This window comes from Cyclobacterium sp. 1_MG-2023 (genome assembly GCF_030546805.1).
GTDB lineage: Bacteria > Bacteroidota > Bacteroidia > Cytophagales > Cyclobacteriaceae > Cyclobacterium.
This window is the reverse complement of sequence record NZ_JAUOPC010000003.1, coordinates 319,978-345,892: the sequence shown is the minus strand read 5'-3', so window position 1 is coordinate 345,892 and position 25,915 is coordinate 319,978. Positions and strand designations below refer to the sequence as shown.

General features: G+C 39.6%; 13 protein-coding genes. All 13 read right to left on the bottom strand.

Annotated elements, in window-relative coordinates; genetic code table 11:
- Positions 1-5 precede the first annotated feature (5 nt).
- Positions 6-1,439, bottom strand: coding sequence for a sulfatase-like hydrolase/transferase (locus tag Q4534_RS05950; protein WP_303612251.1), 1,434 nt, complete (start codon positions 1,437-1,439; stop codon positions 6-8).
- 281 nt (positions 1,440-1,720) lie between these two features.
- The gene (locus Q4534_RS05945; protein ID WP_303612250.1) at positions 1,721-3,304 is read right to left on the bottom strand and encodes a RagB/SusD family nutrient uptake outer membrane protein; all 1,584 of its coding nucleotides are present in this window, start codon (positions 3,302-3,304) and stop codon (positions 1,721-1,723) included.
- Between the two features lie 18 nt (positions 3,305-3,322).
- Complete coding sequence (locus Q4534_RS05940) at positions 3,323-6,685, bottom strand: TonB-dependent receptor (protein ID WP_303612249.1); 3,363 nt, start codon at positions 6,683-6,685, stop codon at positions 3,323-3,325.
- A 90-nt stretch (positions 6,686-6,775) separates the two neighbouring features.
- Positions 6,776-7,774: a FecR family protein gene (locus tag Q4534_RS05935; protein WP_303612248.1), complete on the bottom strand. Its 999-nt coding sequence runs from the start codon at positions 7,772-7,774 to the stop codon at positions 6,776-6,778.
- Positions 7,775-7,876: 102 nt separating this feature from the next.
- Positions 7,877-8,464 (bottom strand): RNA polymerase sigma factor, encoded by a 588-nt coding sequence (locus Q4534_RS05930; RefSeq protein ID WP_303612247.1) that lies wholly within the window; start codon positions 8,462-8,464, stop codon positions 7,877-7,879.
- A 77-nt stretch (positions 8,465-8,541) separates the two neighbouring features.
- Positions 8,542-10,005 carry an alkaline phosphatase gene (locus tag Q4534_RS05925; protein ID WP_303612246.1) on the bottom strand — a complete coding sequence of 488 codons (1,464 nt, stop codon included), beginning with the start codon at positions 10,003-10,005 and terminating at the stop codon, positions 8,542-8,544.
- Between the two features lie 358 nt (positions 10,006-10,363).
- Positions 10,364-12,001 carry a RagB/SusD family nutrient uptake outer membrane protein gene (locus Q4534_RS05920; protein ID WP_303612245.1) on the bottom strand — a complete coding sequence of 546 codons (1,638 nt, stop codon included), beginning with the start codon at positions 11,999-12,001 and terminating at the stop codon, positions 10,364-10,366.
- Positions 12,002-12,013: 12 nt separating this feature from the next.
- Positions 12,014-15,082, bottom strand: a complete 3,069-nt coding sequence (locus Q4534_RS05915; protein ID WP_303612244.1) for a TonB-dependent receptor — start codon at positions 15,080-15,082, stop codon at positions 12,014-12,016.
- A 292-nt stretch (positions 15,083-15,374) separates the two neighbouring features.
- Positions 15,375-16,901, bottom strand: a complete 1,527-nt coding sequence (locus Q4534_RS05910) for an alkaline phosphatase (protein ID WP_303612243.1) — start codon at positions 16,899-16,901, stop codon at positions 15,375-15,377.
- Position 16,902: 1 nt separating this feature from the next.
- Complete coding sequence (locus Q4534_RS05905; protein WP_303612242.1) at positions 16,903-18,378, bottom strand: alkaline phosphatase; 1,476 nt, start codon at positions 18,376-18,378, stop codon at positions 16,903-16,905.
- 334 nt (positions 18,379-18,712) lie between these two features.
- Entirely contained in the window at positions 18,713-20,413 is a 1,701-nt protein-coding gene (locus Q4534_RS05900; RefSeq protein WP_303612241.1) for a RagB/SusD family nutrient uptake outer membrane protein, read from the bottom strand.
- 29 nt (positions 20,414-20,442) lie between these two features.
- Complete coding sequence (locus tag Q4534_RS05895) at positions 20,443-23,538, bottom strand: TonB-dependent receptor (protein WP_303612240.1); 3,096 nt, start codon at positions 23,536-23,538, stop codon at positions 20,443-20,445.
- A 374-nt stretch (positions 23,539-23,912) separates the two neighbouring features.
- On the bottom strand, positions 23,913-25,910 hold the full coding sequence (locus Q4534_RS05890) for a RagB/SusD family nutrient uptake outer membrane protein (RefSeq protein ID WP_303612239.1): 1,998 nt from the start codon (positions 25,908-25,910) through the stop codon (positions 23,913-23,915).
- Positions 25,911-25,915 lie beyond the last annotated feature (5 nt).

The following is a 25,915-nucleotide window of genomic DNA, read 5'->3' as shown; positions in this document are numbered from 1 at the left end:
TTTATTTAATTATTATTGGAGGTATAAGGTGTCAGTCGTTCTCGTTCCAAATCACTCTTAATCTCCTCTTCCGTTAATTTAAATGGTTCTTCTAATTTTTTCACCAAATCCGGGCTTTTCTCAGCCAGGTCATTGGTTTCTCCAATATCTTCTCGAAGGTTAAAAAGCTTCCAAGACTCTTCATTACTTTCTCTGAAGATCTTATAATCTCCCCATATCAATGCTTCCTGCCCTTTGTATTTAAAAAACATGGAGGCGTGTGGTGAATGGCTGGTCTCCCCTGTCAATACAGGTAAAGGGTTTCTTCCATCATAATACCTGTCTTGGGGCAATTCTGCCTCGGCTAAATTAGCTGCCGCCTGCATCAAGTCCAATGACCAAAGCCGGGTATTTATGGTAGAATTGGCCTTGACTTTACCCGGCCATCTCACCAATGCAGGTACCCGAATCCCTCCTTCCCAAAGGGTTACTCCGGCACCATTTAAAGGGGCGTTGGACTGAATATCCAGATAAGGGTAAAATGCGCCATTGTCGGAATAGAAGAAGACAAAGGTGTTGTCTGCAATTCCCAATTCGTCTAGAGAATCCATAACTCTACCTACAGCCATATCAATTGCTGTTACAATAGCATTGAATCTCTTTTGAGGATCTTTCTCATTAGGGCTCAAGCCATAAGGCTTAAAGGCATAATCCGGTGCTTTCCAAATATTCTCTTCTCCCGGCTCAATGTTTCTATTACCCGGATGATGTGGTGCATCAAAAGGCAAATAAACCATCCACGGCTTTTTATCAGTGGTTTTCTCGGTAATAAATTCTATGGCTGCATTGGCAAACAAGTCCGTACTGTATTCTCCATGCCTATTGATGGAAGTTGTATTGTGATAAAGATCATGTCTGCCGGCATATACATGAGAAAAGTGGTCTACATTTCCGGAAGCAATTCCCAAAAATTCATCAAAACCTCTTTCTGTTGGTCTTGAACCCGGGGCAAAGCCTATATTCCATTTCCCAAATGCACCCGTTTGGTATCCATAAGGGCTGTTTTTCAATACCTTTGGAATAATAATTTCAGTTTGAGGAAGACCAATGCCATAATTTCCTGCCAGTCCCCCTAGTTGGTAGTCCAACTTGTTTCTCTGAGGAATTCTTCCGGTAAGTAAGCTTGCTCTTGATGCTGTGCATGTAGGAGATCCGGTATAGAAGGCCGTCAATATTGCGCCTTGTTTTGCTAGTTTATTTAGATTGGGAGTCAAAATTGGTGAAGCCTCATTCATAAAACTAAAATCTCCATAGCCAACATTGTCTACAGTAATAATAAGGATATTGGGAGGAGCACTTGAATTAGAATTTTGTCTTCCATAAGAAGAAATACTGCTTAGGAAACAAATTCCTGCGAGTATAAGGGTGATACTTTTTAGCTTAATATAAAGTCTTTGCATGTGAGGTGGATGTAAGCAATCAATAGATGGAATTAAATGATAAAATCAAATTTATCTCTTTGATAAGGGATATTAATCAAAATTCCTGAAGCCTACAAGGTTAATCTATTTAAGGTATTTATTTCATGCCATGAAAGGAATTATAGCTTATAAATGGCAGCACATATTTTTAAATGAGTCTTTGACTTTTCTCTCAATCAATGCTCGCAGAAATTACTTGCCTTACACCCTATTAATCAAAAAAAAATAAGCACTCCCGGAAAATCCGGGAGTGCTTACCCTTACCAACCTGTGTTTTGGGTCAGTGCTGTATTCAATTCTCTCTCCCTGTTAGGGATAGGCCAAAGGTAATCCCTTTCAGGATCAAAGGACCTATCAAAACCATCAAGTGATATTTGAACCAAATTGCCATCGTCATCTACATATTGCATCCCTAGAGGAACACCGGGCATCACATCTTCAGCGATTTTCCATCTTCTGATATCAAATAAGCGGAAACCTTCAAAGGCAAGTTCAAGCTGACGTTCATTTCTAACAATTGAACGCAGACTTTCTTGTGTAGCTGCTTGTTCAGTCGTAATTAGAGGAAGCATAACGCTCTCTCTTTGTCTGACCTCATTAATGGCAGCATACACGGTTTCATCCAACTCACCCAGCTCCACCTTGGCTTCCGCATAGGTCAATAATACTTCTGCATACCGAATTAACATGATATTTAAGCCCGAGTTGTTTGGGTTGCTATAATCTGCCGCATCTACATATTTTCTCATATTATAGCCTGAGGCAGTGGAATAGACCGTAATTTGAACAGCATCCGAGCCATCTGTACCGGGAATGGATCCATAAGTCCCGCCATCAGGCAAAGGAGTAATTCCGGTTAAGAATACAGATTGAGCCAACCTTGGATCTCTGTTTTCATATGGATTGTATGGATCAAATCCACTTTCCGGATCATCTATAGGCAATCCATTTGCCATTGGATAAGCATCTATGATGGCTTTGGTGGGTACATACAAACTCCCACTACTTCCTGAGGTTTGGCTCCATGGTGCTACGCTCGAATAAATATTATGTGCGTTTACATCCACTGCAAATTCTCTAGCGAGAATGACCTCAGAATTGTTTTCTCCTTCATATTGAAACAGGTTAAAATAGTCAGGGTATAAACTAAATACCCCACTATCCATGACTTCTTTGGCGGCTTCTGCAGCTTCACTGTACTTTCCAGCATAAAGCATTGCTCTGGCTTTAAGTGCCAAAGCTGCTCCCTTTCCTATTCTACCATTGTTTTCATATGGCAACCATTCTGCCGCTTGGGTAAGTTCAACTTCTATAAAGTCCCAAATCTCAGCAATAGGAGTTCTGGTAATCGTACGCCCTTCTTCTATGTCTATGCCCGAAGTAATCAAAGGCACATCTCCATACAACATAATCAGTTTAAGATAAATGTATGCCCTGAGGGTCATTACCTCTCCCTTAAACCTATTGATGGCTTCTTGGTCTTCCTCTTCCACAAGGTCCACATTGTCCATGAAATCATTGGCTCTCCGTATACCTTGATAAGCATTTTGCCATTCGGTATAGAATTTATCGGAAGCGATGGTACCAAATCCACGTTGTATATCCGTATTTGAATTGAAAGGATGATTGGTCATCAATTGATCTGTTATTCCATCAAAATAGAAAATATTAGTTCCATCTAAAGCAGGATAAACAGCATTTGATGCGTATTCTAAATCTTCAATTGTTTTCCAAAAGATCTCTTTCGAAATCCTGTCGTTTGGAATTGTTTCCAATAGATCTTCCTGACATGCCACCAGTGAAACAATGGTGAAGCCCATCAATATATATTTAAAATTCTTCATGTTATCAGCTATTCAATCTTAAAACTTAACATTTGCTCCTAAGGAATACATGCTTACTTGTGGGTAATACTGTCCCCTTCCTGAAGGTATTTCAGGATCCAAATCCCATCTGTTTAACTCTGAAAAGGTCAACAAGTTGGTAGCCCCAACAAAAACACGAATACTACTTACCGAAATCTTTTCAATTATAGACTCAGGTAGGGTATAGCCTAAAACAATATTTTTCAGCCTTAGGTATGAAGCATCAATCAACTGTGTGTCTGAGGTTTGAAAATTTCTTGGATCCCCTTTGATTGGTCTTGGGAATTCTGCATCAGGATTTTCCGGCGTCCAATAGTTGTCGGTGTAAATTGCATGGGTAAATGTTTCATAAGTCGCGATTTGCTGAAAAGCACCATCCAATCTGGTTTTATGACCTGCAGCACCCTGAAATTGGTAAAACAAATCAAAATTACCGTAAGTGAAAGTGCCGTTCGTTCCAAAATCAAACTTGGGAAAAGACAAGCCCAGGTACTGATGGTCATTTTCATTGATGATTCCGTCTTCATTGACATCCACATATTTAACATCACCCGGGGCACTATTCGGTCTTAAGGTAGGGTAATTATCCACTTCTTCTTGGGTTTGGAATATTCCATCAGTGATATAACCCCAGTGAGAATTGATAGGCATTCCCTCTTGAATAATAAATCGAGGGGCCGTAGTTCCTCCGGAAATATAGGGTCCAGAATTCACCAGATCCATCACCTCATTTTTGTTTTGGCTAAAGTTAAGTCCCAGGTCATACGTCAGTTTATTACCTCCACGGAAATTCAATCCGATTTCATAGCCCCTGTTGTTCACAACACCTGCATTCTGAACAGGTGCTCCCAAGCCAATTAAAGCAGGGATTGGCAATTGAAGTAATATTCCATCCGTGGTTTTATCATAATAGTCAAAGGTCAAAGAAACCCTGTCTTCCATTATCCCCATATCAAAACCTATATTGGTTTGGTAAGTAGTCTCCCAAGTCAAATTCTGATTGGCAAGATTGGTTTGTGTAAAACCTTGCACCGGCGCTTCATTGAAAGAATAATTGATGGCGCTTAAAGTTTCGTAGAAGGTATATAATCCTACCGCTTGATTTCCGGTACCCCCGTAAGATGCTCTTAACTTAAATTCATTAACCACATCTTTCCATTCAGACCAGAAAGTTTCTTCAGAAAGCCTCCACCCTGCAGAAAAGGAAGGGAAAAAACTGTACCTGTTGTCTTTGTTAAATCGAGAAGAACCATCATATCTGGCATTTACTTCAAAGAAATACCGGTCGTTATAATTGTAATTTAACCTGGCAAAATATGACCTTAAGCCCCACTCACTATCTACTCCGGTAGCATCTCGATTTTCATTAGAACCTTGACTCAAAGACTGAACATCATTGTTATAGAACTCTTGTCGATAACCTGTAATGTAGTTTGTCTCATGCTCAATGGTTGAATATCCTAGCAGTCCGGTAAATTTATGGTTGTCTACAACCTTATTGTAAGTCAAAAGACTATTTAAGGTTCCTTCTCTAGTATTAGACCTGTATTCTCTCAAGCTGTTGAACGTACGCTGGGCAACCCTTCCGGTAAGTGGATCCTCATTGATGTATTTATTCAGGAAAGTTTTTACCTGAACATGGGTATTTCTAACAGCATATTGGGTAGAAAAATTTAATCCTGGCAAGATCTCGTAATCAAATTTTACACTTCCTGTCAAGTAATCATTGATGGTCCTGCTATCTCCTGTTAATTCAGCAAACAATAGCGGATTATTGACTTGAGGGCCTAAGCCATATTCTCCTGATTCATACTGAGGCCAAGAAAATTTACTTGCATGAAGCATGTACTGAAATACCAATGACTCACCATTCCCTGCAACAGACCTTCCTGCCGGCTGTAGTGATTCTTTTGTACGGTAATTTAAATCACCCGAAAACTTAATTTTTTCAGAAGCTTTAAGATCTAGGTTCATTCTGAATTCATTCAGTTTATCACTGAAATTCGGTGCTACCCCATCAATCGCCTGGTGCCTTACACTAAATCTGCCTGAAAAATTTTCTCCACCCCCACTTACAGAAAGTGTATGGTTTTGCTGAGGAGCCGTTTTTAACATGCCGAGTTCATCCTTTCTCCAGTAAGGAAAAGGAAGCGGATATTCAGGACTCGGCGCATTGGCTACATAGTTAGCAATGTACTCATCCGTATAGGGAATACTTCTTCCGGCATTGGCATAAGCATCATTTTCCAGGTAAAAGTAACTTTCCAGGTCCATATGTTCCGGACGATTGGTAACTTCCTGAAGGGCAAAGTAACCATCATAGCTCACCGCAATTTTACCCTCAGAACCACGTTTGGTGGTAACCAGAATTACACCATTGGCAGCTCTTGACCCATAGATCGCTGCAGAAGAGGCATCTTTGAGTACGGTTACAGAAGCGATATCATTAGGGTTGATATCATTGATTCTTTGCTCAATTCCATCCACGATTATCAATGGGTTATTGTTTCCCAAAGTAGTGATACCCCGAATTCGGATATTGATATTACTGTTACCAGGTCTTCCGCCTTGGTCTACCACAGTAACACCGGGAGCAAGTCCTTGAAGAGATTGCTGGAAATCGGCTACAGGTCTCCTTTCTAGTTTCTCTCCGTCTACTTGTGCCAAAGAGTTGGTAACAGATAATTTCTCTTGAACACCGTATCCTACCACTACTACCTCATCAAGGGAAGTCTGATCTTCTTCCAATACAATGGAAAGTTGAGTCTGTGAGTCTGGTACAATACGCTGAGTTTCATATCCTATAAAACTGATGAGCAGGGCTTTGCCTTCCGGTACATCAATGCTAAAATTGCCATCAAGATCAGAAACTGTACCAACTGTGGTTCCTTCTACAACTACTGTGGCACCCGGTATGGGAGCTCCATTGACATCCTTGATTACACCCACAATAGGAGCCATCAATTCTTCGTCATCCTCAGTAGAATCCTGGGATTCAGGCAGTTTCCCCACATAAATGGTATTATTTACCTGTTTAAACTTAAGTGCCGTTTTGGCTGAAATTTCATAAAGAATATCATAGACAGATTTTCTGCCCGGCTTCAATATAATCTTACTGTCAGCGTTCAGCTGATCATCTGCAAAAACTAACCTATACTCAGTTTGATTTTCAACCAAATCGATAATATTTATTATTTGCCATTCGGTTTGGTCGACCTGAAGGTAAGTTTCATCTATTGGCTTAATCTGTGCATTTGTATCGTTCGCAAGTAAGGTACTTAGGAAGATCACCTGCAACAGTAAACCATATAAGATATGACGTGATACCATTTTAATTAGGTGAAGTATTTTTGTTTTCATATTTTAGTATGTTTTTATAGGATAAAATTTTATAAGGACGGACAGGGTAAACCCGGACATTTGGCGATGGAGGGTTTATCCTGTAATTATTTATCTCATAGGCTTATTATTATTAAGTTTGACATATTTATTATCAATTGTATGTTTAAAGTTCATAGTAAAGCCTAATCCGGATAATAAATTATCCAAATTATCATTTTGAAAGGTTCCTGTGACAGTTCTGTTTAAATTGATATTTTTTTCGGGTTCAAATTTCACCCCGTACCAATCCTCCAACTGCTGTAAGATGGCTTTGAGCGGTTTCTTCTGAAATTTTATCTGACCGTCTTTCCATGCCATTTCCTTGGCATATATAAATGATGTTACTTCCAATTTCCCGGAACTATTTATTCCATCATCTACCATTTCACCCGGTAATAAAAAGGCCTCTTCAATACTATTTTTCACCTTTACCTTACCTTCCAACAAGGCTATTTTTGTACGCTCTAATCGGCTATTAATATTAAAGCTAGTACCCAACACCTCCGTAGTAAGTTCTCCCGTAAAAACAAAGAAAGGTCTTTCACGGTCTTTTTCCACTTCAAAAAATGCCTCTCCTACTAAATAAACCTCCCTGGAATCTTTCTCAAATGAAGTGGGGAATTTGATTTTAGAGTTACTGTTTACCAACACCTTGCTTTTATCAGGTAAGGTTAATAGTAATTTCTCACCGGATGGAACAGATTTCTCTACCCATTCGGTTTGCATCAACTGCGACTTTTCACCCTTGTTGTTTTCCCAAATAACCTTGGCGGATAACACAAGGAAGCCGGCCAATAATAACCAGGCAGCAGCAGATCTTAAAAATGAATAATTATGCTGCACCTCTTTGAGCTCAGGCTTATTTCCGGTTTTTTGGTCTATTTTTTCCCAAAGGTGCTTTTTCTTGGTATCAGCTTGGATGGTATTTCCAGACTTTTCCCAAGTTTCTTCAAATATCGCATTGATTTCTTTACCTGAATTGTTCTCATTAAGCCATTTGGCTATTTCTACTTCTTCCTCCTTGGGAGATAAACCATTCAGGTAACGTCTTAATTTTTCTTTGTCCAATTGTTTTGCCTTTTTTTATAATACACAGGCAAAAGAAAAAACACGTACTCATTATTTAAAAAATTATTAATAATAGGTTAAATAATCACCCATCCTTTAAAATCAAAACAAAATTTCATTGAAAATAAGGAGAATAAAACCATAATTTTCAATATTATTAACTTTAAAAGACTTCTTTGCTTTATAAATATGATGTTCTACCGTACGTGTAGAAATTGTTAACTTTTCTGCAATTTCAGAATTAGAAAAGCCATCTACTTTGCTTAAAATAAAAACCTTTTGTTGAATTTTGGGCATCTTGCTAACAATCGCCAAGGCTTCTCGGGTGGTTTCCTTAAGGCAAATTTCTCTTTCTATATCTAATCCATCAAATGATTTTTCTTCCGAAATATCAGATAGATCACACATTTTTTTTCGATCTCTAATCCGATTCAGCATTCTATTTTTAATGGATCGATAAAGGTAGGCAGAGAATGGCTTACTTGGGTCTAAATTTCTTCTATTGTCCCACACCGCAATAAACACAATCTGAACCACCTCTTCTGCCTCTAAAGGGTTAAAAAGAAAGGAGGAGGCAAATGTCAACATTCTGTCTATATGCCGATGGTATAGCTCCTCAAATGCTGACTTATCTCCCTGCTTTAACAGGAGAATTAACTCAGCTTCATTATGTTGATTTGGCTTCCTCACCCTAACCTTTTAATTGATTTACTTAAGTAGTTTTTTAATTGACAAGCCTAAAATTAAAAATAATATCCATTTGTTCTCTATCCGACAAAGGATTCCTGATGCATAATTTTTCCATAAACATCTCGGTGATTGAAACTAATTTTTGGACTGCCTGACGATCTATCCACTTTTATAGACAAAAACCCTCCTATTAAATTAAGGTATTGGTGTTCAGGACGAACGTCTTCAGCATCCCATCCTTGGACATGAAAATCACTTACCGGACCAGAGCCAAACTCCATTAATCCGGTTTCTAAATCCTTGGAAACGTACTGCCAATGCCTGTCTCCATTGACAACAAACATATTTTTCTTTGCGGACAAATAACGCCTTAACCAATCTCCTTCATGTTTGAAATTACTATTGGCATGGTTGTCTTTCTTTCCATCCCTATCCGGTCCCACTACCGGGGTAGCCGTAAATAGCAACTTGAAAGTCGCATCGGATGCATCTACGGATTTTGTAAACCATTCAATTTGTTCTTTACCCCAGATACTTTTTTCACTCCCGTCTTCCATATCATTCCTAGACCTGTATTCTCTTCCTTCTACCATCCAGAATTGTAGGTCTTTACCCCAGCGAACTGTACGGTAAGGTTTGTCTTCTATTGGAACATTTTCATACCAAAGTTTTACCCCCTCCTCAAAGGTCAAATCTCCATAGGGCCCTTTACCTTTATAGGCATCGTCTTTCAATACATCATGATCATCCTTTATCATGAAAATAGGTACTTTCTTGAAAAAATCCCTTAAGGAAGACCATCCATTCATCGCATGCCATTTGTGACGGGCTTTCTCCATATTTTTAGCCAAAGGCCCCGGCTTGTCATAATAAATGTAATCTCCCGTATGAACAAAAAAATCAGGTTTTAGCTTGGCCATACTGTCATAGGTATGAAACCCTCTTTTCTTGTCATCAAAACTCCAAAAATACTGACAAGTAGAAGTGGTTAATAGGACCGGTACCGCTTCACTATCACCGGGAGCAGTCGAAAAGGAGCCTTTTTCCTTGGTCACCTTCGCTTCATCTGATGCCTTGGCTTCCCATATAATGGCATAATCGTTATTTGCTTTAAGCCCAGTAGCAGGTATTTTAACGGTAAAATCATTCTCCGCTCTGGCTTTCTCCCAAGGCGAAGTAAATGTGGTTTTCCCTTTTTTATCTTTAATAATTACCCTTACTTCACCTTCTGATCCGGCTACTGCCCCATCCATTTTACTCACTTCCTGATTTTCATCAAAATCAATGGGATGCCTAAAAACCTTTTCTATACGTTCATGCCTCACCGGGTTGGGAGCAGCTTGAGCGCATAACCTTGTCCATAACATGCACTGATTTCTACCAACTTCTGAAACCTTAAATCCATTGGTAAAGTAAGGTCCTTTGGTATTTAAATTAAAAGTTGTCGGACCGGCTTTGGTAACAACTTTTGGGCTTATTGTAAAAGTTACAAGCCCGGCAAGGACTTTTTTGACAAAACTTCGTCTTCTATTGAAATTCATATTTAATGATTATTTAATGGGATTGCAATCCATTGTAAAATTTTAAATTCACTTTTTTTTATGGGTTAGCCTATCTAAATTTTCCTACCGTAAAGAAACGAACGACAAGCTATAAACCATTTTTACTTGATAAAATCAATTAAAAATCAACACTGCCCTACCATTTTCGATGCTGCCTAAAGTATCGATAGAATGACTCCCATTGTCCTTTCTCCAGCTTCAAGGAACACTGTGCGCTATTGAATCTCTATTCCCATCCTATGAAAAGGGTACATGGCAATGCCGGTTAAAAATAGCTTATTTCTAATAAAGAAAAAAAGCCTCTCGTAATAGAACGAGAGGCTTTTGTCCAAGTGGATTAATACCCGGGATTTTGCACAAACTCGGCAGGATTACTCGCCCTGTCAATCTGTGTTTGAGGGATAGGTCTCACCAAATGCATTTCTTTTATATTGGGACTGGCATCCAGGTTATATTGCCTAACCCTTTCGAGTAAAGTACCGGTCCTTTTCAGGTCATACCAGCGGTGCTTCTCACCTATCAATTCTCTAGCCCGTTCCTCCAAAATAAAATCCAGATTAATGTCATTGGCATCAACCAACATTTCTGCCTCCTTGCCGGGAATAGCGGCCCTGGATCTTAACACATTCATATAATCAGCCGCAGTACCTGCTTCTCCTTGTCTCCAGGCAGCCTCACTGGCTATCAGATACATTTCTGCCAATCTTACCACTGGAAAATCTCTACGTCCTGCAGTCTCATTGGTACTCGGACGCAGTGGATCTAAAAACTTCAATAAGGAAGGATAATTCCTTCTCTGGTTTGTTCCAATCTCTTGGTAAGCATTCACATCTCCGATCCAATTTCCTTTGTAATCAATGATCCAATAGGGAGCAGCCATTTTGACTTCATCCGGAACAGGTTCCATGACTATATGGATCGCTGTATCTCCGGGGTTTACCTGGTGACCATTGATTTCAGCTGAGATATTGGCATACCAAACTGTTTTAAATGAGCCATTCCAACGGGCATCAATATCCCTATCATAAAGGCTAAACAAGTAATTTGTCGGTAAAAATCGCTGAAAAGGTCGGCCATTTTCTACATCTCTAACCATTGCCGGATTAAAAGTGTAATCAAAGATAAAATATAAATGCCCTGTATTCCCCGGTCCATTCAAAAGTGGATCATCTGTAAATTGTACGGACCAAATAAACTCTTTATTGGTATCGTTATTGATATCCCACAAGTCAGCATAAGGAGTTACCAGTTCAAAATCATAGTTCTGAATCACACTAGAAGCCAAAGCTTCTGCAGCTGCCCAATTACCTAATGTCAAGTGGACCCGTGCTAAAATAGCCTCCGCAGCTCCTTTAAAAGCCCTCCCTTGTTCGGCAGCACTTGGAGGTAAATTGTCTATAGCAAATTCAAGATCCGGAAGTATACCGTTTTCATAAATGGTGGATGCAGGGGTTTTATTAGCCTCTGTTTCCACACCTTTTGTCTCTTCCAAAGTAAAATGTACATCCCCCCACTGCTGTACCAAGTGGAAATAGTAAAGGGCACGCAGAAACCGAGCCTCTGCTTCCACTTCTTTCCTACGCTCCTCAGAAATTCCCGTGACATCAGGAATTTTGCTCACTACGGTATTGCATTGGTTTACCCCCACATAAAGGGCATTCCAAACATTGGTTACCGTGGAATTAGTACCTAGAAAATTTGAAGAATAGTTATTGATATCCGGATTATTGGCAATCCCTCCAAAACCATTGGTGAAAATATCGGTTCCTGTTACGGTTAGGAAAAACCCATTTTGCTGGCCGTAAAAATCCCTGAGCGTCGTATAGGACGCCTTGAGGCCATCCTCAATTCCTCTCTCTGTTACATAATAACTATCAGAGGTGGCCAAACTTACAGGGTCTTCCGTCAAAATCTCATTACACGAACTTATTGACAAGCCCAAAATGAAACAAATAATAATATGAAAATATTTCATGTTTTCGTCAATTTAAAATTTCAAATTAATTCCAAAAATATAAGAGGCAGTAGTGAGTGGGCTACCTCCACCTACACTGCCGTTGGAAGTTTCGGGATCCACTGTTTTATAAGGAGAAAATATAAATGCATTGTTAACTGTAGAGTAAATCCTTGCTGAGGTTAAACCTAATTTTTTGATCAAACCGGAATTAAAATTATAACCCAGGGCAATGTTCCTTATTTTAATATAAGAACCATCAAAATACCTAACTGAAGAGGCATACAATGGTGCTTCACCTGCATTTGGTCTAGGAATCGCATTAGTAGGATTATTGACTGTCCAATAATCCATGGTTATCGCATTGTATCTGCCTTGCCAGTTGTTGCCTCCCAAATTATGGTAACCACTATTCAGCATTTGCCCCATTCTGGCATGCACGAGTACCGACAAGTCAAAGCTTTTATAGCTAAATCTATTGGTCAATCCTCCTGACCAGCTAGGCACGGTGGAACCCAAAACCTTTCTATCATCTGAATTAATATTCCCATCGGGCTGCTTGTTAAGTTCACCATCTTCACCTCTTCCATTTACATCATTGATGCGGATATCGCCTGGTTGCTGCCCATAATCTGCAGCTAAATCTGCCTCATCCGTTTGCCAGATCCCCCCTTGTTCAAAATCATAAAACACATTAATGGGCTCACCAATAAACCAGTTGTTTCCTACATCATCACTGTCTCCATCAAAGAGCTCTGTAATTTGTTCTTTGTTTGAAAAAACATTCATGTTCACATCCCATCTTAGGCCTGTAGGTTGATTGATTAGGTTTGCATTCACAGACAATTCCCAACCTGAATTCCTTGTACTTCCTATGTTTTGCAATACAGAGTTATAGCCTGAGGTAATGGGCAATAACCTGTTTAGCAATAAATTACTGGTATTGGTAATATAATATTCCAGACTACCGTTAATTCGATCTTCAAACAAGCCATAATCAAGGCCTACATTCATGGTTTTTGAAATCTCCCATTTCAAATCAGGATTTGGAATTAAGTTGTTTGCATAACCAAATGCAGCTGTTGACCCAAAAACATATGTGGTTCTTTCGAGTCCACCGAGGGTCTGATAGGCAGAAATTGCAGTATTACCTACTTCTCCGTATCCACCCCTGATCTTTAAGAAAGAAATTCTAGACCCTTGCATCAGTTCCTCTTCGGATAAAATATACCCGGCAGAAAAGGCAGGGAAAAAAGCCCACTTATTTCCTTCTGCCAGCCTAGAAGAACCATCTGCCCTCCCTGTAAGGGTAAACAGAAATTTGTCATCAAAACGATAATTGGCCCTTCCCATATAGGAAGTAAGTCCCCATTCTCCAAGAGAGCTACCAATTCCTGTGATGGTTGAAGAACTACCTAGGTCATAAAATAAAGATTTTTCTATAGGAATATCTTGTCCTGAAAGAGAGGAAGTTTCAAATCTGCTGGACTGTACCGAAAATAATCCTACAAGGTTCAAAGCATGTTTTCCTAAACTTTTATCATAGGAAAGGATGTTTTCTTGGGTATAGGCAAAATCCATTTGGTTATTTATAGACCCTGAGTTAATGTTGCCATCCAACATACCTCCGTACCTACCTCTTCTGGTTAGATTGAAATCAGGGCCATAATTTACCCTAAGTTTTAAATGATCATTGAATTGGTATTCAGCATATAAATTGGCAAAAATCCTATGCCCTCTGGTTTCATCAACATATTGGTAAGGTTGATAATTTAACAATGGGTTGGACAATAGCCCCTCTCTAGGATTGGGAAAAGCCAGGAAATTACCTTCATCATCATATGGCCCTACAAGTGGGGAATAGCCAATAGAATTTGAAAAGGGTGCACTTGCCATTTGATTCCTCTCACTTAAACTTACTGTAGCACTAAGGCCCATTTTAAGTTTATCTGTTAATTTAGATTCAAGATTTACCCTTATGGCTGTTCTTTCGAAATCAGTCCCCGGAATATAACCGTCCTCTTTGAAGAAAGAGCCCGAAACATAATAATTTACTTTGTCGGTCCCACCACTCACCGAAACCTGATGATCCTGTTGGCTTCCAGTTTGTAATGCAAGGTCAAGCCAATTTGTGAATTTTCCTGCCTGAAGGTTTTCAATTTCCAAAGGCGCCAAAAAGTTACTGTCAAAAGATGGATCATCACCATCATGCCCCCTTGCAATTCTTGAATAGGCAGCAAAGGCATTTCCATCCATTAAATTCAGGTCTTCAATCGGTTGTTTAACACCATAATAACCATCATAGCTAATGACAGCCTTACCCGTTTTACCTTTCTTGGTGGTAATTAAGACCACACCATTTGCCCCTCTTGACCCATAAATGGCCACAGAACTTGCATCTTTTAAAACCTCCATAGACGCTATATCATTGGGGTTAAAATCATTGATATTCGCATTGGTAGGAATTCCATCAATTACATAGAGTGGTTCATTACTTGCATTAATGGATCGATTCCCACGAATTCTAATTTGAACAGGAGAACCTGGAGATCCATTAGATCTTACGATGTCTACACCGGCAAGTCTACCTTGGGATTGTTCCAAAAAATTGCCTGCAGGGGTTTCTTTTAGGTCTTCACTTGTAACGGAAGAGATAGCACCCGTCAAATCACTTTTTCGCTGGGTACCATAGCCCACCACTACCACTTCTTCAAGGGAGGAGGTATCCTCGATTAGGGTTATATTCAACTCTGTCTGATTGCCAACAGTCACTTCCGCAGATTCAAAGCCAATAAAGGATATGCGAATAACTTGTCCGGGAGAAGCATCTAAAGTGAATTTACCATCAATATCTGTAACGGTTCCGCTATTGGTTCCTACTACGATAACTGTGGCACCGGGAATGGGGGTATTGCTTTGGTCTACGACTGTTCCACTGATTGATGCCGGAATGCTATGACCATTAACAGTAGTCTCAATTTTATAAGAGGAATTGAGAACAGGGATTGTTGCATACGCACTTGCCTGAATATGTGTGTACAAAAAAGACACAGCAAATACCGGCAGCCATACCAACTGGTAGCTTGTAATTTTTTTTCTCATGGGTTTATTGTTTTGAATGAATAACTAAGTGGTTTTTTAAAAAGAATTTGTACTTATTCCTTTTTTAAAACCAATAATTTTGATTTTACATTTTCAATTGATTTTTTTAAAATTTAGTTAATAAAATTATTTTTTAACCCCATAATTTATAAAAAAAATTATATAATATTATACTATATACTGTCAATGGTTATTTTTATTAAATAATCGGAATTATTCCATACCTATTGCAGGAGTTATTCTAAACAGTATTGGTCAATTAGAGAATTTTTGGTTTAATGGATGCTAAATTTCAAGGTGCCAATTCACTCTTACGAATGGTCTTTTCATAGATAATATTACCTGCTTCTCCAACCAAACGAAAAACTACTGAAGGATCTTTACCAGAAGGAAGATAGGTGAATTCTCCAAAAGCAAATTGTCCATCAATCCCGTAGAGTTGGGTGTCCCAGGATGGATCTTTGGCGGGAGGCCCTACTCTTGCTCCCAAACTAGCAGCTTCAAATTCGTAAAATCCGAAATCAGATTTTCTTGGAATCCTAAAGCCTCTGGCCCCATGTCTATCTCCAGAAATAAGCAAGACACCACTGATTTTATTCTCTTCGATAAAACTAAATAGCTCTTCTCTTCCTTCGGGGTCATTTACGCCCCATGAATCTTTGCCATTGGACACATAGTCACTCCACATGGATCCACAAGACAGGACAATAAAAGGCCCTTCACAATCCAACAATTGTTCTTTTAGCCAATCCATCTGCTGAGGACCTAAAAATGAGCCTTTTTCTCCGGTCCTAAAATACCGATTGTCTGTCATGATGATATCAAATGGACCTATTCTATCTCTTGTAAATATCCCCTCCTGAATAGCTTCATCCCCATAGGATTGGTTGGCCCAAGAATGTTGGAATACTTCTCTGACACCACTACGTCCTTTTTCATCATATCCTTCAGGTATACCGGCCTTGTCGTTATCAAAATAGTCGTGGTCATCCCAAGAAGCATAAACAGGAGTTTGAGCAGCAAAGCTTTGCCAAGCTGGTAAAAAATCTCTTAATAAATAATCAGCTCTATGCATACCCAAATGATCATTTCTATCCTGAACAGCAATGTCACCTAAAAACAGCATTGCTTGGTTACCTCTCTCTTGGATCTGCTCCAGCAAAGTATGGTTTCCTAAGCCCCAACGGTGTGGGCAGGAACCAAAAGCAATTTTCACCTCTTCACCTTGATTGGCATCAGGCAAGGTGGCTATGCTTTGTTTCAGCTCCGGTAAAACTTCCTCTCCATTGATTATGATTTTGTAAGCATACCGACTGAAAGGTTTCAAGCCTGTTATTTCTACAAGGCCGGCCAAATCAGTTGCTGCAGAGGTATACACCGGGCCGAAAATTAAATCTCCTTCTTTACCTTCAACTTTTACTTCCACCTTTGTCGGCCTTAAAGTCCTTACCCAAACAGAAGCACTTGTTGGTTTGATTTGACCAAGCATAGGTCCGGCTAAAATCTTTCGATTTTGGTCTTGAATTAATTTTTTAAAGGCCACGGAATTCATTAATTCTGAATAATCAGCCTGCTTTTCGGCCGACAAAATTTTATAAGCCTCTTCATACAGTTTTATATTGGCCTCTTTGGTAGTTCCCCAATAAGTAAGGATTTCCCGATTGTCTGTTAATTTATTCATCGGGTGCCCTTGTTCACCAAAATCCTGTGCCATCACAGGAAAAGACAAGAGTAGAAACAATATAAGGCCATTTGACAAAGCTTTTAATCGTAGGTTTGCATTCATTGGGCTTACAATGTTATTGGTAATGTATTTCATTTTAATTTTCAAATTCTTCTTGATTCATGACATTTCCTTTAACATCATAATGGGTGAAATCAATTTTAGGCTTGCCTGCTTCCCGGAATACTTTGATGCCCAAAAACCCGCCTTTAACTCTCAAAAACCGATGTTCCGGCCTCTTATCATCTTGGGACCAGCCTCCTGATTGTGCATCGGATACAGGACCCGCACCAAACTCCCTCAACCCTGTTGCTTCATCTATGGAAAAATACTGCCAATGCCTGTCTCCATTGACTACAAAAACACTCTTTTTACCGGACAAAAAACCTCTTAACCAATTGCCTTCTTTTTCAAATAGTTTATTGGCATGATTGTCCCGTTTATTATCTCTGTCCGGCCCTACTACGGGAGTGGGAGAAAACAAGATTTTAAAAGTGGCATCAGAACTTTCTATGGTATCTATGAACCAATTCTTTTGCTCCTCTCCCCAAATTGTTCTGGGACTTCCTTCCGGTATTTCTTTAGGACTTCGGTATTCCCTACCCTCCACAAGCCAAATCTGTAAATCCTTACCCCATCTGAAAGTCCTGTAAGGTTTGTCTTTTAAGGGTACATTTTCTCGCCAAACTTTTAAGCCATTTTCCAAAGTAAAGTCACCCAAGGGACTAGAATCCGGATAAACATCATCTTTCAACAAGTCATGATCATCTTTGAGCATATAAATAGGCACATTTTGGTAGAAATCTTTCAATGAAGGCCAACCGTCCATCGCATGCCACTTGTGCCTGGCCTTTTCTAAGTCGGTGGCCAAAGGGCCTATCCTATCATAATACACATAATCTCCTGTATGTACGAAAAAATCCGGCTTTAACTTTGCCATGGCATCATAGGTTTGGAAACCCCGTTTTGCATCATCATAATTCCAGAAGTATTGACAAGTGGAAGTGGTTAGGTTTACCGACTTAACCTCCTTTGCATCATAAGCAGCCATAAAACTACCTGGCACAGTTGACTTATCTGAACCATCTTCTGACATGGCCTCTAATTCAATGGAATAACGTTCACCTGCTTTTAGCTTTGACAAAGGTATTTGGGCGGTAAAATCATCAATCGAGTCAGTTTCATACCAATCAGATATTAATGTTTCCCCCATGGCCTTGTATTTAATTCTAACTTTTCCTTTTGCCCCTATAATGGCCCCATCCATATTCTTTACCGGCTGGTTTTCATCAAAATCAACAGGGTAATAATTATTGGCTTTAGGCTTTGTTTTGGTCTTTTTATGCGTAATTGGTTGCGATTTTTCACTATGGCTAAGCCTGGTCCATACGATGGCTTCAGTTGCTGATACTTCCGTCACTTTAAAGCCATTCGGGAAATACAGCTTCCCTTTGTTTTTGGGCAAGACAAGGGGATTTCTCTTGGCAAATAAGGGTTTCACCTTTCCCACAAAAAAGGAGAATAAAAGGAAACTAAACTTCCCTAAAAAGGATCTTCTTTTTGACACTTTCATTTTAATTAAATTATGTGTTTGAATATTCACTTACTATAGCTATTCATTGAACCTAAAATAGGCAAAAGACAATCTATTAGGTGCTGAAATTACATCAAAATCAAATACTTTGTTGCTGTATTCCATTTCACCGTAGCGATGCTAAGGGAAAATATCCAAACAACCTAATTATCTTTTAAATACAATACTCCCTTAGAAAGCTCAAGAAATCCTATAAAATAATTCGGGTTGAAGTGCTATGAACACCAGTGGAAATGGCCGGTACTATTGCCTCGGTTAGACAATAATACCGACTTATTTATGAACACTGCCTTATCATCCTATGATAGCTTGATCAATAGCCCGGATTTTGACCTAAATCTGCTTCAATATTTTTTTCAATTTCATTGAAAGGTATGGGCCATAAATTATTGTGACTTTGGTACAAATCTCCTACCCATGGATTCTTGGCTTTTGTCCATTCCACCAATTTACCTAACCTAGTAAGTGTTAACAAACGAAAGGATTCATAATGTAATTCACGCAAGCGCTCATCCAATAAATAATCCATGTCCAAATCTGCAGGACTTACATCCGGAGCTTGAGCTCGACTCCTTACCGTATTTACATCTGCAGCAGCGTTTTCCTTATCTCCCAGTCCAAGGTAAGCCTCGGCCCTCAACAAATAAGTTTCAGCCAAGCGTATGGCATACCTGTCTCTAAAAGTTCGCTGGGCAGAATTGGTAAGCGACCCGGGGACAGTTTGATCATTATGGTACAATTCCGTTGGGTGTTGACCGACTACTGAAGCTTTTGCAAATACTGGAAAGAAATTCCTTGTTGTATCATTTACAGAACTTAGGGCTATGGGTACATTGTCTTTGAAGACCCATTTCCCATTGTGATCTGAGCTTGGATTATTGACAATAAAATCCCTTACTATATTATACTCCGAATTCCTCATGTCTTGATCATAGCCACTTTTCCTCCAAATATTGTCATACAAATAACGGGTAGGGCTCATGAATCCTGATCCTCTGCCGTAGTAATTGGTATTTGGATAAGGGATCAATGGGTGAACGGATCCATCATTATTGGCTATTTTGGCTTGCCAAAGCCTCGGAATTACTGTCCTTTCCAATTGGAAACCATCATTTCCCCCCGGGACATTAAATTCGTATTGCAATACCCATATGGCCTCTGTATTGCCGGACATTCGGTTTTGGTTTCCTTGTCTGAATAAGTCCCAGTAAACATCCCCTCCAAATGTAGGATGATCCACCATTGATCCAAATCTTTCGGTCATCAATGCAGTTTGGGGATGATCAATAACTTGCGAAGCTGCATCGACGGCCTCCTGCCACCTACCCAAAGAAATATATACCTCAGACAATAAATGGTAAGCTGCCAGTTTATTGATTCTGGAATTATCCACATCATCCACATCAGGTAATTCTTGGGCAGCCAATAATAAATCAGCAGCACTTTGCCGGTATACCTCTTCTCTGCTGGAACGAACAAAATCTCTTCTTGGCGAAGTTACTTCCTCCAAAACTATGGGCACATCTCCATACAGGTTGGCCAACATTTTGTACATATAACCTCTAAAAAAGGCAGCCTCAGCTTGCGTACTTTTCTTTTGTTCGGCTGTTAATAGGCTTTGGGGACCTTCGGATCTTCCTATGATTACATTGACATCATAGATAATGCGATAGGCAGGTTTCCACATGGCTTCATACACTAGACTTGTATTGGTGGGTAGAAGCAACGACCCTCCCCAATCAGGTCTTGTCCCAAAATTCTTATGCGCGTATACCATGTCTGTTCCATCCCATGAAATGGCGGGAAAGCTATTTTGGTTATCACTTGTAAAGAATTCATTTCTAACTTGTGCATACAGGTTTAAAACAGCGGCATCAAAATCATTTTCAGTCACATAGGCGATTTCTGGAGAAAGAAAATCTTTGGGGATCTCTTCTAAAAAACTGTCTTCATTACATCCAATAACCAACAGGCATGCGATTAATATCAGGAAATTATTTTTTATCGTTTTCATACTTTTAAAATTTAATGGCCTAAAAATCATTAAAACCCAAGGTTTAACCCCATGGAATAGCCCTTGAGTACGGGCCTTCCTGTTCGGTTAATATTTTGCCCGGTTTCAGGATCCCAGCCAGGCCATTTGGTTAGGGTGTACAAGTTTTTCCCACTTACAAATACCTTAAGGTTTTGAATTTTAAGCTTGGTCAACAATCCCCTTGGGAAATTATAAGCCAGAGAAACATCCTGTAGCCTTACAAAGCTTCTAGGAATGTACCTTGTTCCCGCTATACCACTGGAAATATTAATATTGGGGCGCTCATAAATAGCATCGGTATTTTCCGGTGTCCAGTAATCCAAGCCCAATGGAAAATCATTATTGAAGTGATTTTCTTGATTAATAATTTGCCAACTATTGATATTGTCCATCCCCAAATACCTTGAATTCCCCCCTTGAATAGAATTGATAAATAGTCTAAATGTCCAATTTTTATAAGTAACGGTATTGGCAATACTAAAGCGATAGGAAGGCTCTTCATAGCCAATTATACTTCGATCCGCTGGATCTATGTCTCCATCTCCATTGATATCCACCACCTTGTAGGCCCCCAAGTCAGAATAAACAGGAATTTCATCATTTACCTGCCATAATCCATTGATGGAATAATCAAAGATCGCATCCAAAGGATAACCGATGAATAAACCTTCAGAAACCAAATCATCCTCTACCCCATCTCCATCGAGGTCAAAACCCAGCAATTCTCTGAGTTCGTTCCTATTTCTTGAAAACATAAAAGTACTTTCCCAAGTCAAATCATTTTTCCTAATATTGGCAGTGGTGATGGCTATATCCAGCCCTTGGTTATGAATTCGGCCAAGGTTGTCCGGGAAAGTTTCAAACCTACTGATACCGGGTATGTCTACCTGATACAATAAGTCTGTGGTCTCGTTATTGTAATAATCTATGGATCCACTAATCCTATTTCCGAGAATTGCAAAATCCACTCCTAAGTTGACCCCTGTGGTGGTTTCCCACTTAAGATTTGGGCTAGCCAGTTTGTCTATGGCCTGGGTATAAAGCGGTGTGCCATCTGCAGTAATATAGTTAAACCCTCCGGCCACGGTGGCTAATGTTTGGTACCTGCCTACCGTTCTGTTTCCATTAGATCCATAGGACACTCTTAATTTAAGATTGTTCAACCAATTCGCATTGTCAGCTATAAATTTTTCTTCACTAGCAGCCCAGGCAAAAGATAGCGATGGAAAAATGCCAAATTTATTGGTAGCCCCAAAGCCGGAAAAACCATCTCTCCTGACGGTCCCTGTGAACAAATACCTGTGGTCATATCCATAAAATAACCTGGCCATTTGATAAAGGCTGGACTCATCCCAAGCCCCTGAACTAGTGCGTTGTTGGTCTGCACTTCCGGATTGAAGGCTATTGTACCCTAGTGCTGTATTGGCGTAGATAAATGAGGTCGCTTGGGTGTATTCTGATTCACGGCTCTCAGCTCCGTAAAGCAAGGTTAGGAATACATTGTGAACATCATTGAAGGTTTTGTTATAGGTAAGGATATGATCACTTGACCAATTATAATTCAATTGATACATCTTTTGGCCTCCGCCTTGAAAATTACTGGCATATTCTCTAAAATAGTAATCTTGATTCGTTGTATAATTGTTAAGATAATTGACCTTATAACTTAAGCCTTCCAAAAAAGGAAAGTCTATCTGGGCATAAAAGTTACCAAAGAAATTAAGCCTTTTGTCTACAAGGTCTGCTTCCAATTGCACCATGGGGTTAATGGTGTTTCCTCCGGTAATCTGGATGTATTCTCCATTCTCATCCCTAACAGTGGCAAAAGGAGATAAATACCGATTCCCTAAGCTTGGTGTTGGGCCCATATAGTTGCTCCTTGTAAAAGAAGATTGCAAGCCGAAGGTTAACCAATCCGTTACAGTGGTCTCCAGATTAACCCTTGCATTAATTCTATTGTAACCTTCATTCACCAAATGGCCTTTTTGATCGGTATGGCCGAGTGAAATGTAATAATTTGATCGTTCGGTAGCATTTGCCAGAGACAAATTATGATTTTGTATATAGGGGTTGTCATTGGTCATCAGGCCATACCAATTGTCTGACCGTCCTTGGTTATAGGCCAAAATTTCATCGCTTGTTTTAAAGTTGGAGGAGGGCTCCCAGTTAGGATTGGGCTCCAAGTATCCCGATGCCTCAGTACGGCTATTGTACAAATCAGATTCTTCAGTTTTCTTTAAATAATCGGCGGCCGTACCTGTTCTAAACTCTTTAATCGGCTTTTGAAAGGTAAAACTATTGGAGTAATTAATGGTTGGCTTTCCTAAATCCACCCCTTTCTTGGTGGTTAGAATAATCACACCATTAGATGCTTGGGAACCATAAATGGCGGCGGCACTTGCATCCTTAAGCACATCAATTGACTTGATATCATTGGGGTTTAAATCATTGATATTCCCCCTATAAATGACCCCATCTATGACAATCAAAGGGCTTTGTTCTCCCGAAAGAGAGGTACGTCCACGAATCTGAATATCCGGCTCTCCACCGGCCTGATTCACTTGTCCCACATTTAAACCGGCAACAGAGCCCTGTAGGGATTGCATAATAGAGACATTTGGAGATTCCTGGAAAGCCTCAATGTCAGCTCTTACCACAGCTCCTGTCAGGTCAGATTTTTTCTGTACACCATAACCAACAACAACAACCTCTTCAAGTGAGGCCATGTCTTCTTGTAAAACGACATTAATTACTGTCTGATTGGCAATGGTTACTTCCTCAGACTCGAAACCAATGAAAGAAACTTTAAGCACCTGTCCAGAGGTAGCCTCAATATTAAATTTCCCGTCTATATCAGTAACGGTTCCGATATTTGTGCCTACCACAATTACTGTGGCACCGGGAATGGGGACATTGTCTTGATCAACTACCGTCCCACTAATAGAAGCCGGAAGGTGGATTTTGGATATTCCATTCTCAATTTTAAAAGGTAAATTGGGGGTTGGTTTAACTGCATGGGCAATTACTTGCAACTGAAAACAAAATAAGATTCCAGCAAACACAAGCAGCCATACCAACCGGAAGGTTGTAGACTTTTTTCTCATGGGGTTATTGTTTTGGGTTATTGAATAATTATAAAAGATCCTGAATTGATAATTACAGGATAATTAGGGTTATCTGATTTCTTAACATTTTATAAGAATTATAAAATCGGTTTAAAACCATCCGATTACCGGGCAACAATATATAAAATAAACCATATTTTTTTGTTTATTTTACACACTAAAATAAATACTAAACACTTAATCATGATTAAATATCCTGCTAAAAGCAATTTTTCACAGGGTTTAAACTTATTAAATCTTCATTTTTATAAACCCTAAATCTTATTAAAAAAATTACACTGTTCATTATAAAAAAAAGCAACACCCTAAAGGGTATTGCTTTTTAGAAATTCTAGTTTTATACGGTTAAGTAATTACTCCAATGCTCCTTCATTTGCCTGAAGTGACCATCCCGGATTTTGGTAAATCACTGAATTTGATGGATCTCCACTTGGGGAAGTAATGATAAAATGCTGAATAGCAATAGGCTCCAGATAGTGTGCAGAAGCCCATTCGTATCCATCCTTTACAAGATTAGTACCTCCAAGCATAATTCTGTAAGGAAGCAGGTAATCACTTTCATCCGGATTAGAAACATTCGGGGTAGCTGAACCTTCGGATCCGGCCGGAATCAATAATGTTTCACTGGTCTCTTCATCCACATACCAACTTTGCATCGGGCCCCAAAGCTTGAATCCTTTTACGATATAGGGATCTGTTTTAAGCTGATCCAAAGCTCTCCAACGTTTCAGGTCAAAGTACCTCATACCTTCAGCAATCAACTCATTCCTTCTTTCTCTTCTGATGTTGTACAAAATTGGATCTGAAAGCATTTCTCCGGCAGAATAAGCGCCCATATCCCCTTCAGCTTCTTTGCTAATCACGGTATTGGCAATGGTTAGGTTAAAGTCCGGACTAACGCCAGCTCTCACCCTTAGCGCTTCCCAATAAGCTGCTGCTTTTGCATCTATGCTTCCTTTGGCCAGGTAAGAGGCTTCAATATAGTTCAGGTATGCTTCAGCTGCTCTGAACACCATAGAACCTACAGTTCCTGCTTCACCTACTGTCTGAGAAGGCAAATAACTAAAACCTTTCTTAATTCCGTATCCGGTTACATATTTGGTTTCTTGGTTACCAATAATTTCAGGCTCAGTTATGAGAACAGGTGATCCATCTGCATTGGTTTGGCCTATTAACCTGACTTCACCTGCATCTTTCATAAATAATTGAAGCCTGTTGTCCCTATCCGCTTTTACATCGGAAATAAAATCATCTCCATGATATCCTGATCCATCTGCATATATGGGTAAACCATTGGCCATCAAAAAGCTTTCCACCAAACCTTTGGTATATCCGGTATTCCCTCCGTTGGAATTGATATAAGCATTGATGTTGTGACGAATACCAAGAGTATGGTCGTATTGTCTCCATAACAAAACCTCTTCATATTGACTCATGTCCAAGTCTCCAAACATTTTATGGTAAGGATTTTCTGAGGAATCATAACCATTGTCTAGGGTATTACTTGTCAATGAAACCTGATCAGCAACCAGCTCAGCAGCTTCCATTGCTTCACCAAGAAAATAATCAATTTCTTGATCTATATCCAAACTGAAGTTAGGATTATCAGCCTCTCCAGGCCATCCCGGTCCACCAGGCACATGGGCTGTACCCTTATGATAAAGCAACCATGTGGCTTCATGTAAAGCTACCCTTGATTTGAAAGTCAATGCTGCCATTTGATTGATTCTATTTTTTCCTCCGGGAGGGCTTACCAATAATAGATTGATAGCAGAATCAAGGTCAGAAATAATAAACCTTGCCACTTCATTTCTAGGTTTCCTTATAGAAATTTCGGTCAAAGTTTCCAAATCATCAGGGAGGGTATTTTTAACAATTGGAAAATCCCCCAAGTTTTGCACCTTATTAAAATATTCATAGGCTCTTAGAAAATACCCTTCTCCTACATAATGCTCCACATTGGAAGTACTGCCTGAAATCCCACCGGCTTTCCAACGAGGGACAACAGTTTCCAAGAAATAATTCATGTCTCTAATTTGTCCAAAACTCCATGAACCACCTGTTTGGCCAATTCTATATTCTCCAGGTATCCACCTATTGCTTGCATTGGTAGTGGCTTGGTTATCTGTATGGTTGTCATAGCCAAAGGTACCTACATTCCATCCGGAATGTGTAGGAAAAGCATAATTGGCAATGGTGTAGGCCGCCAAATCGGCTTCTGAGTGCAGGTAAGCTTCTGGTGTAACTACGGATAAAGGCTCTCTTTCCAGAAACTCATTACAAGACATGTTCAACAATGACAATGCCATTGCTAAGGCTATATATAATTTAGATTTTATATGTATTCTCATCACAA